Genomic DNA, 8,830 nt, shown 5'->3' with positions numbered 1-8,830 from the left:
CGATACGACAAGTTGCTCGCCAATTTCAGAGGCTTCGTCATCATCGCTGCCATAATCATTGGCTGCGATAGTTAAATCGTCACTACTGCCTAGAGGATTCGAGCCTTACGGCCCGCAAGCTCGGCCATGCCGTATTCGGCCTGTTCGCCAGCCCCGCCTATCTGGCACGGATGGGGCACCCCGAAAATCTCACCGACCTCGCGCGCCATGACATAGTCGACAAGGGCGGATTACCTGGACCTAAAAGCTGGAAGGTCGACGGACCGGGTGGCGCCGTCGAGGTCGACGTGGCGCCTCGGCTGTCGGTGAACGACCCCGCCGCGCTACGTATCGCACTTTTAGGCGGAGCGGGCATCGGTTGGTTACCGAGTTTCCTTGCGGCTCATGATGTCGACAATGGTCACCTCATTCGGCTCTTTCCCTATCACCACCGCGACAAGGCCGACATTCATGCCTTGTTTCGTGCGCGCAGAAGTCTCGCTCTCAACATCAAGGTGTTTGTGGACTATCTGGTGGAGCATTTCCTAGTTTGAGTGCGATCTACGACATTCAGGCGGATGCCTTTTCCAAATCTGGCGCGATAACGAACGGGAAAGCCTAAAAGCGGCGACAGCGAGCGTCATGGGCGCGGCCTCGATTGGGATGATGCGGAACTCGCATTGTGTTGATCCGATTTCGTTCTTCCCAGCAATGTCCCTCCGGGGTCAATGGGAGACAGCTCCCCGCCCGCTCGAACAGTTGGCCTGCATAATGTCTTCCGGCCGATGGTCGCGCTGCGCGACATGACGGTCTGCGGTCAACTGACGTCCGATAGCACCAGCTCTTCAAGGGATCGGAACCGACGACCCGACTTTCTCTGTCGCATACATGATATCTACGCCTTTGATTTTCATCGGCTATCGCTGCGGGCGACCACGGATCCCAGTGACTCGTTAAGCCAAATTTATGATAAGGCCATGCCTGTCCTGCTGCAGACGAAGGAAGAAACTGACATCTGGATGCGAGCGTCATGGGGCGAAGCAAAGCAACTCACTCGACCACCTTCCGAACGATGCGCTGATCATTCTGGCGCGTAAGCCCTAAGGGTCATCGATCGTTTCGAAGTCTGGCGAGCCGGGTGGAGCAAGACATTCCGCTGTGACCCGCCGGTCCTTAACTTGCGCTTCGTTCACTTCGCCTTCCGCTTCCTCAGCGGTTCATCCTTCAGTTCGATCCAGACGGGGGCGTGGTCGCTCGTGTGCTCCCAGCCGCGGACATGCTTGTCGACCTCCGCCTTCGTCAATCTTGCCGCCGGCTCGGAACTCAGCAGGAAATGATCGATCCGTAGCCCGGCGTCGCGGGCATAGGCGTTACGAAAATAATCCCAGAAGGTGTAGATGTGTTCGCCCGGATGCAGGTGGCGCAGAGCATCCGTCCAACCTTGGTCGACAAGGTTCTTGTAGGCCTCCCGGACTTCCACGCGAAACAATGCGTCGTCCGTCCAGCGTTCCGGCTTGTAGACGTCGATCTCCGTCGGCATGACGTTATAGTCGCCGGCGAGCACGACCGGAACTTCCAGTTCGAGCAGCTCGGCCGCATAGTCCTCCAGTCTCTTGAACCAGCGGAGCTTGTAGTCGAATTTCGGCCCAGGATACGGATTGCCGTTCGGGAGATAGAGCCCGCCGATGACGATCCCGTCAACGATGGCCTCGATGTAGCGGCTGTGCGCGTCTTCCGGATCGCCGGGCAGACCTTTTCTGGTGAGGTGAGGTTCCTGGCCCTTGGCAAGGATCGCGACGCCGTTCCATGACTTCTGTCCCTGCCAGACGGCACCATAGCCGGCGGCCTCGATGGCTTTGATCGGAAACTTCTCCTGCGGCGCCTTCAACTCCTGCAGACAGACGACGTCCGGCTCGGCCTCTTCAAGCCATCGGAGAAGAACCTCGAGCCGGCCGTTGACGCCGTTGACATTGTAGGTCGCGAGCTTCACGGCCTAGTCTCGGCCGATTCCCGCCTCGACCTTCTTGCGGGAATTCCCGGCGCTCTTCACGGCCTTCTTCACCGTGTCCTTTGACACGCCTTCCTTCTTCGCCTCGTAACGGACTTCATGATCCTGCCCGACTGCGACCTTGGCTCGATCCTGTGCTCTGCCTCGCGACGTGGTTGCCATTGTTCGTGCCCCTTATGGTTTCGGCCACCGGAAAACGGACGCCGATTCAAGAAGTTCCATACTCGTATGGTGCGGGAGATCCCTCAAATGAGCGCAGCATCAGGAAGCCGCTGGGCACCCGTTGACGCACCAACCTCGTCGCTTTTCTCTCTAAGGCAAGGTGAGAAGCGCTCGGTTCATATTGACAGAGACGCTCAATCCCCCGCTCGACCCGGAAGTCCTGTCAGATCCTGAGCCCATCCCAACGCGGACGAGCACCAGAGCTGCGAGCGGGGCTTCAGCTCCTGGCGCTGGTTCACCGTTCCCAGTCTAATCCCAACTCGCTCGGCATCTTCATCCTCTCCGGTCGTATAGATGGGCGATCCACAATCAGCACAGAAGAATTGCTGCCGGCGGCGACCGTTGTCGGCGGTCTTGACGTAAAGTCTGGGCGCGCCGGACGTAATCTGGAAGTGATCGCGTTGTGTGCTGACCGTCACTCGGTAAGCGGTTCCCGTCAATCTCTGGCAGTCGGTACAATGGCAGATCGGCACGTCTTGCGGGTCGACCTCGGCTTCATAAGTGATTTTTTCGCATTGGCATGCGCCATCGATATGCATGTCAGCTCTCCCTCCATTTTCACTATTTCGGACATAGAGGCTGCCCCTCACAAGTCGACATCCACTTCTGCCACTCTTGTGCCCCAACAGCAGCGTCTCCATTCCTGAACCTGTGTCGAACCACTAATTTCGCACGGTCGGACGGCTAAGCATTTCGCTCAGCTCACTGTTTGCCGCATCGGAAAGGTACGGTCAAAACATGCTGGCGACCTGTCTTAATCCCCAGTTCAGATGTTCTTGTCTTAAATGACTGGGCTGATCGCTTCGCGCGCTGATCAATCTTGCTGGCAATTACATCAAGCTTCGGAACTTGTTTCGCCGAACGTGAGACGCATTTCCGTGGCAGGCTTGAAACCAAGAGACGCATAAACCGGCTGGCCGGCTTCCGAAGCATGCAGCACGACAGCAGTACAGCCGACCGACCTGAGATGTTCGACGGCAAGCTGTGTCAGCAGGCGCGAAATACCCTGGCGGCGGTACGCAGGCTCTACGAAGACGCTCCATATATAGCCGCGCTTGTGCACATCTTGCCGAAGGACGTCCGGATAGGGGGAGAGATGAACTTGGCACGAGACGGACCCAGCAGCGGTCGCGCCGTCCAACGCGATGAATGTAGCAAGCTCGCGGCTCTGCCTACCCTCTTCGATGAAACGATGGACCTTCAACCGGGCATCGAAACAGATGTGATCCGGCGGAGTGCCGTAACTGTTCCAGATTGCCAGGTAATGCGTGATAAGGATATCATCATGCTCTGGCGTCGCCTTTAGGTATTCCATTGTTCGGCCTTTCTGTTGTGCCCCAACGTCAGCTTTCGACCGGCGAACGTCTGGCGGTCGGCGCCTCGACCATGGCGAGATAGGCGCCGGTCAGCATGACGATGATGCCAATGACATCGGAAACTGTAACCTGTTCAGAAAAGAACAGCGCGCCGAGCACAACGGCAATCACGGGAGATACGAAGGCATAGCTGCCCGCACGGGAGGCGCCGATATCCCGCAACAGCCGCATGTACGTCGTATACCCGACCAGCGAACCAAAGATCACAAGGAAGAACCAAGCCGTCCAGGCGCTCGTGCCCCAGTTTCCTGAAACAGCGGCCACAGCACCCGGCTCGAATATCAGTGCAGCGACCATCAGCGCGATGCCACCGACCAGCGTCGTGATACCGGCAACGAAAACCGCTGGATAGGATCGCAGCAACGGTCGCGCCAGCACCGAGCCGTAGCCATAGGTAAACGCCGCCGACGAGACCGCCAACCCGCCCCATAGGCTCGCACCATCGAATGCTTCCGATTTCGATCCGCTTCCGCCTGCCGCCGACGGCCAGAACAGAACCACCAATCCTGATACGCCGAGCGCGATTGCCAGGATCCGCCTGACGTCGAGCCTTTCCTCCCGTAACAACAAGGCGAAACACAAAAGAGCGATGGGTGTCAGCGACATCTCCAGAACCGCGGCCGTGCCGGTGTCGATATACTGCATGCCCCAGAACAGCGGCCCGTAGCACAGAGTGATCATCAATATGCTGACGGCGATGAAGCGTATGCCATCTTCGATCTTCAAGCCTGCAGCCTCGCCCTTGATCCAGCCATAAACAAGCAGCAACAACCCCGCCGCGGTGAAGCGCATTGCCGCAAAAAGCAACGGTGGAACGGCTTCGATGCCGGCCTTGCTCGCGATCCACGTGCTGCCCCAGATGACGCATAGCGTCAGAAAGCGGAGCTGATTCCTGTTCAAACGATAGGCCATGGGGTTTCCAATTCATGTAACGGATAAATATGCCATAGACCGTTACAACTAGCTCTTGCCCAAATCGTTCCGCGATCCGATATTCCCTATGATGACAAGACAGAAAAACATTGGCGAGATCAGCCTGCTCGGCGGCCACCCCGCACTCGACTTCGTCAACACGGTCGATAGCCGTGGCGAGCGATGGGGTCCGGAGTTCTTGAACAGCTACAGCGACCTGGTTTCCTGGGCTGGGCGCCTCGAGGTCATTGATGACGAAGAGCAACGCACCCTGCTTTCGCTGGCGACAAAGTCGCCTTCTGAAGCGGAGAGGGAGTTATTCCGTGCCAGGGAGCTGCGAAAGACCCTCCATCGAATTTTTTTGACCGAAGCTGGCGACGAGCCGGTTCGCATGAAAGACCTTGAGCTGCTCGACCAGGTCGCAAGGCGCGCGCAGGCGCAGCGCAGATTGGTCAACGTCGGTGAGGCGATCGAATGGCTGCAATCGCCCGCGGACCATCTGGACGCAATTTCAACTCGCGTCGGCTGGCTGGCCGCGGATTTGCTGACATCGCGACGGAATCGCCGCCCGATCCGGGCATGCGAAGGTCCGAACTGCGGTTGGCTTTTCCTCGACCACTCACGTAATGGTCATCGGCGCTGGTGCTCTGACAGGACGTGTGGATCACATGCCAGGGTGCGGAAGTTCCGGGCCGTGCGAGCTGAGTAAATGACGCGGCCACGGACAGCAAGGTTCACGCGCAAAAGGAGATAGGGCCATGTCGGTAGCTGCAACGACCTTTTCACAATCGTTTTTTCACGGTACCCGCGCCGATCTGCGGCCCGGGGACATGATCGCCGCCGGATACCCGTCCAATTTCGCCGCCGACACGCAGTTATCATGGGTATACTTCACAGGCACAATGGATGCGGCGATTTGGGGTGCTGAATTGGCTGCGGGTGAAAAACCAGGACGCATCTATGTCGTCGAGCCGACCGGCGCCTGGTTCGATGATCCGAACGTGACCGACAAGAAATTTCCGGGAAACCCAACTCTCTCCTATCGATCGAGGGACCCGTTGCGGGTGATCGGAGAGGTCGTGAACTGGCACGGTCATACGGCGGAACAGATCCGTCAGATGAAAGACGGGTTGGCGCGCTTAACGGCCGAAGGTGCTAACGTCATTATCGATTGACCGCTGTGGGATCGACGGTATTTCGGCGGCCGGTCGATCCCTTCCATTTCCATGCTTGCGGGGATGTCCGGCCTCGACATGATCATTGGAGCCGCGAACAGCACAGGTCTCAGGAGCGCCGAAAAAGAAGAACCAGAAGCAAGGCCCAGGGAAATATCCGCCCTCGATCATCTCGTCATCAACGTCACCAACGTAGAAGCGTCCGCCGCATGGTATGTGGAGGTCCTGGGGATGAAAAGGCTGGAGTACGGAACTGATCGAGATCGTCCTCGAACAGCTCTCTTGTTCGGCTCCGTGCTGATTGACACCTTGAACCCCGTTCCGAGTTCTTTGACTTCCATCTGGAATAAATCGACGACGCCGGGGACAACTTTGCCGTCAGCAAGCTCTTTCAGATAAGCATGTCTGGGCGGTTGGCGCTTTCCGAACCTTGCCCCGAACTCCGGCTTTTGCCGCGGCTTCGATCGCTGCTACCCCGGGACACCCCTTTGCCTACGCGCAATGCGCTATCAGACTATCACGCAAGGAACCTTCGCCTCTTCTGCAGGTTCCTCTTATGCAATCATAAAAAATGCGGTGGTACTGGGCATGGTCAAAATGGCAGGGCTCGAGACCGACCTGCTATCGTTATGCAGCACGTGCACAAGTTTGGGAATCGAACGCGCAGCGGGAACAATGATGGAACGGCTGAAGCGTCTTACGCAGGGAAAGTTGTCGCAAAGCGAACTGACAATGCTAAAAGGAATATACGAAATTGTAACGACACAAAGCTGGTTTGATGACACCGAATATAGCCGGGAAGGTTTCGCCGTCGGTTTGGTCGGATTATTTCGATACGGAATCGTCAAGCCCAACCAATTACAGAAAATTGCAATGTTATGGGCATACACCGAATTCTCCAAGGATATGCCCAACGCCCAACGGCTCAAGTTGAAATCGCTCCATAGCGGATGTAGCGTCCCGGAGTAGCGCTCCGCGATCGAGCTTGGGACGCCAAACTAACTTTGCGCAAGACGCGACGCTATTACTTCCCAGTTGGCAGGCTTGGTGAAAATCGGCGTCGAACGGAAAAATGCTGGTACGGACCGATCATCGTAACCCGTAACAAACGCAAACGGTATGTGCTTCATTTTCAGAAAAGCCGCCACGGGGAAAATTGTCTGTCCACGCAGATTGATGTCAAGAAGCGCCGCATCGAGACTGGCCCCGGCGCCTTCGATGGCCTCGAATGCATCCTTAACGGTGCTAACCGGGCCGACAATTTCCGCCCCCATTCGAGCCAGGGTATCGGCGGCGTCCACCGCAATGATTTCCTCGTCTTCAACGATAAGGAAACGGCACCCGCCGACAGCCTTGTTCGAGAAGCGCTCCTTAGCCGCGGTCAGGCAAACTGCTTCCAGTTTGTCGGGAATGACCACACCTTTGCGGTACATCCGCACGACATATCGAGCGAATTCGTCGCGCTTCTCGGCGTGCGCGGTGAACCACGGTTCGGAGCTCACCCGCTCAAATACGTCCCGGACGATCTTGAGATCTTGCGAGCCTAAAATGTCACGTGACAAATCACGAAATACCACTCGCGCGTTTCCTTATATCTGAGGCATTCACGCCCAAGTACAGTTTCATGTCTCACTTCATGAATCAACGCTAAAATAAGAGTCATCTGAACTTTGTGTCGTCATACGACATTTTATCGTGCCCAATATAGCAAACCAATCTTGGCTGGCACATCTTGGCCTCGCATCGCGCCGGCGCGCACATGTCCTTAGTCTGGAAATCATCATCCAATTCTGCTCCCTCTCGTTGTCCATTCGACGCGTGGCGAAAAAAGATCGGTGGAATCAGGCAAATAGGGCCGGGCTTACGAAGCGTACAAGACGACGCCGTTTTCAATGTTCGCAGAGGCGCTCAAGCTTGAAAACAGATGCGCTCGTCGCCCATGAAGTGTCACAAAGACAAAGCCCGCGCGAGGCGGGCTGAGCATTGCTTTGGCTACGTACGAGCGTCGGGCTTATTCGTCCGCTTTGGCCTTGCCTGCCTTTGGACCGACCTTCGCCCGTGGGACCTTGGCGGGAGCGGACTTGACCGTCTTGGACTGCGCCTTTGCGGCGTTCAAAACCGCGGCGCGGCGGGCGCGATTTTCCTCAAGCGCTTTCTGGAAATCGAGATCATGCTCAGCATGCTGGGCGAGATCATCGAGAAACTCGGCGACTTGTCCTACGGTTTCGACGACAACGTAGCTCAACCCGTTGCCGGTGCTGAGCGCGTCGCGGCCAACGCTCACGCCAAAACCGCCTGGGACTCGCTGAAACCATGTGGACCGCCATTTCCTGAAGCCGGCAGGATCACGCTCATACTCTTCCAAATAGTTCTTCTGCTCGGCGACCCGGAGACGAAACGTCTCGACGACGTTCCGTGCACCTCCCTTGGGTTTGTCCGCCTTCCTGGCGGACCATTTCTCAATAAAATTCGTCACAACCATATGCTCCATGGTTTTGAGATGCAGTGTTGAAAGACCCTGCATCTCCCAACGGGGACCAGCCTAGTCCATCATCCATGGCAGTGACAGATCAATCATTCGCACCCGCATCCTTGATTTTTGCGGATTGGCTCGTCCGCAAAGTGATCACGACAGCATTCTTCTCCGAAATTCGACTTTCCCGGTTGCTGGCGGAGGCTTTTGCTATATCTCCTCCGAGAGGGTGAATGCGCCCGTCGCCACGAAGGAGGAGCTGCATGCCAGGAAAAGGATGGGTGATCGGCTTCGCGGATCAGTCGAAGCGGCAGTGTCGTGAGCAGCTCCGGCAAAACATCGCCAGAGCAGTCGATGAGCTCCTCGAAGACGGGTGGGAGCCCGAGTGCATAGCAGAATCCCTGCTGGAACTCGCGGATGATTATATGGACACCGTCATCGGCGGCGCGGTCCACACCGCAACACGGCGAACCCATTAGGGTCGTCGTGACGTCGATTAGCAGTGGGTATGCACGATCCGGCAGCGCTGGGCGCTTCTCTTGAGGCATTTGACGCTTTAGATTTGTGCGACCGTTTTCGTTAGATGGCCCATGACGTCTCAGCTGGACATGTTTTCGGAGAATGCGCAGGCCGTTCGCAAATCGTCGGCACCCAGCCTGCGCGTCCGGCAGGCCGGATCATCGCC

At 57.0% G+C, this 8,830-nt stretch carries 11 protein-coding genes and 2 pseudogenes; 6 read left to right on the top strand and 7 right to left on the bottom strand.

From position 1 onward, the window contains the following. Positions 1-104: 104 nt before the first annotated feature. A pseudogene (locus FBZ97_RS34125) lies at positions 105-533 on the top strand (substrate binding domain-containing protein); the annotation flags it as partial. Positions 534-911: 378 nt separating this feature from the next. Further along, a pseudogene (locus FBZ97_RS35015) lies at positions 912-1,083 on the top strand (SOS response-associated peptidase); the annotation flags it as partial. Positions 1,084-1,168: 85 nt separating this feature from the next. Here the strand turns inward: FBZ97_RS35015 and xth are convergent. From xth to FBZ97_RS34095, 5 genes are all read right to left on the bottom strand, one after another. Continuing rightward, positions 1,169-1,969: an exodeoxyribonuclease III gene (xth, locus tag FBZ97_RS34115; RefSeq protein WP_145324664.1), complete on the bottom strand. Its 801-nt coding sequence runs from the start codon at positions 1,967-1,969 to the stop codon at positions 1,169-1,171. 3 nt (positions 1,970-1,972) lie between these two features. Next, positions 1,973-2,149: a DUF3606 domain-containing protein gene (locus FBZ97_RS34110; protein ID WP_145324666.1), complete on the bottom strand. Its 177-nt coding sequence runs from the start codon at positions 2,147-2,149 to the stop codon at positions 1,973-1,975. A 194-nt stretch (positions 2,150-2,343) separates the two neighbouring features. Continuing rightward, positions 2,344-2,748, bottom strand: coding sequence for a GFA family protein (locus FBZ97_RS34105; protein ID WP_145324668.1), 405 nt, complete (start codon positions 2,746-2,748; stop codon positions 2,344-2,346). A 296-nt stretch (positions 2,749-3,044) separates the two neighbouring features. After that, positions 3,045-3,524, bottom strand: a complete 480-nt coding sequence (locus FBZ97_RS34100) for a GNAT family N-acetyltransferase (RefSeq protein WP_145324670.1) — start codon at positions 3,522-3,524, stop codon at positions 3,045-3,047. A 28-nt stretch (positions 3,525-3,552) separates the two neighbouring features. Continuing rightward, complete coding sequence (locus tag FBZ97_RS34095; protein ID WP_145324672.1) at positions 3,553-4,497, bottom strand: EamA family transporter; 945 nt, start codon at positions 4,495-4,497, stop codon at positions 3,553-3,555. Positions 4,498-4,585: 88 nt separating this feature from the next. On the opposite strand from FBZ97_RS34095, the gene FBZ97_RS34090 reads away from it, so the two are divergent. The 3 genes from FBZ97_RS34090 (at position 4,586) to FBZ97_RS34075 (ending at position 6,641) form a co-directional block, all read left to right on the top strand. After that, positions 4,586-5,206, top strand: coding sequence for a CGNR zinc finger domain-containing protein (locus tag FBZ97_RS34090; protein WP_246661952.1), 621 nt, complete (start codon positions 4,586-4,588; stop codon positions 5,204-5,206). 49 nt (positions 5,207-5,255) lie between these two features. Further along, positions 5,256-5,672, top strand: coding sequence for an NAD(+)--rifampin ADP-ribosyltransferase (arr, locus tag FBZ97_RS34085; RefSeq protein WP_145324674.1), 417 nt, complete (start codon positions 5,256-5,258; stop codon positions 5,670-5,672). 501 nt (positions 5,673-6,173) lie between these two features. Further along, the gene (locus tag FBZ97_RS34075; protein WP_145324676.1) at positions 6,174-6,641 is read left to right on the top strand and encodes a hypothetical protein; all 468 of its coding nucleotides are present in this window, start codon (positions 6,174-6,176) and stop codon (positions 6,639-6,641) included. A 29-nt stretch (positions 6,642-6,670) separates the two neighbouring features. Here the strand turns inward: FBZ97_RS34075 and FBZ97_RS34070 are convergent, their stop codons facing one another. Together FBZ97_RS34070 and FBZ97_RS34065 are read right to left on the bottom strand one after the other, a co-directional pair. Further along, positions 6,671-7,249, bottom strand: coding sequence for a response regulator (locus FBZ97_RS34070; protein WP_145324678.1), 579 nt, complete (start codon positions 7,247-7,249; stop codon positions 6,671-6,673). Between the two features lie 434 nt (positions 7,250-7,683). After that, a complete protein-coding gene (locus tag FBZ97_RS34065; protein WP_246661951.1) occupies positions 7,684-8,148 on the bottom strand; it encodes a hypothetical protein in 465 nt (154 codons plus the stop codon). A 260-nt stretch (positions 8,149-8,408) separates the two neighbouring features. On the opposite strand from FBZ97_RS34065, the gene FBZ97_RS34060 reads away from it, so the two are divergent. Continuing rightward, positions 8,409-8,624, top strand: a complete 216-nt coding sequence (locus FBZ97_RS34060; protein ID WP_113353600.1) for a hypothetical protein — start codon at positions 8,409-8,411, stop codon at positions 8,622-8,624. Positions 8,625-8,830 lie beyond the last annotated feature (206 nt).

This window comes from Rhizobium sp. ERR 942, from assembly GCF_007828395.1.
Classification (GTDB): domain Bacteria; phylum Pseudomonadota; class Alphaproteobacteria; order Rhizobiales; family Rhizobiaceae; genus Rhizobium; species Rhizobium dioscoreae.
This window is presented reverse-complemented; position numbering and strand designations above follow the sequence as displayed.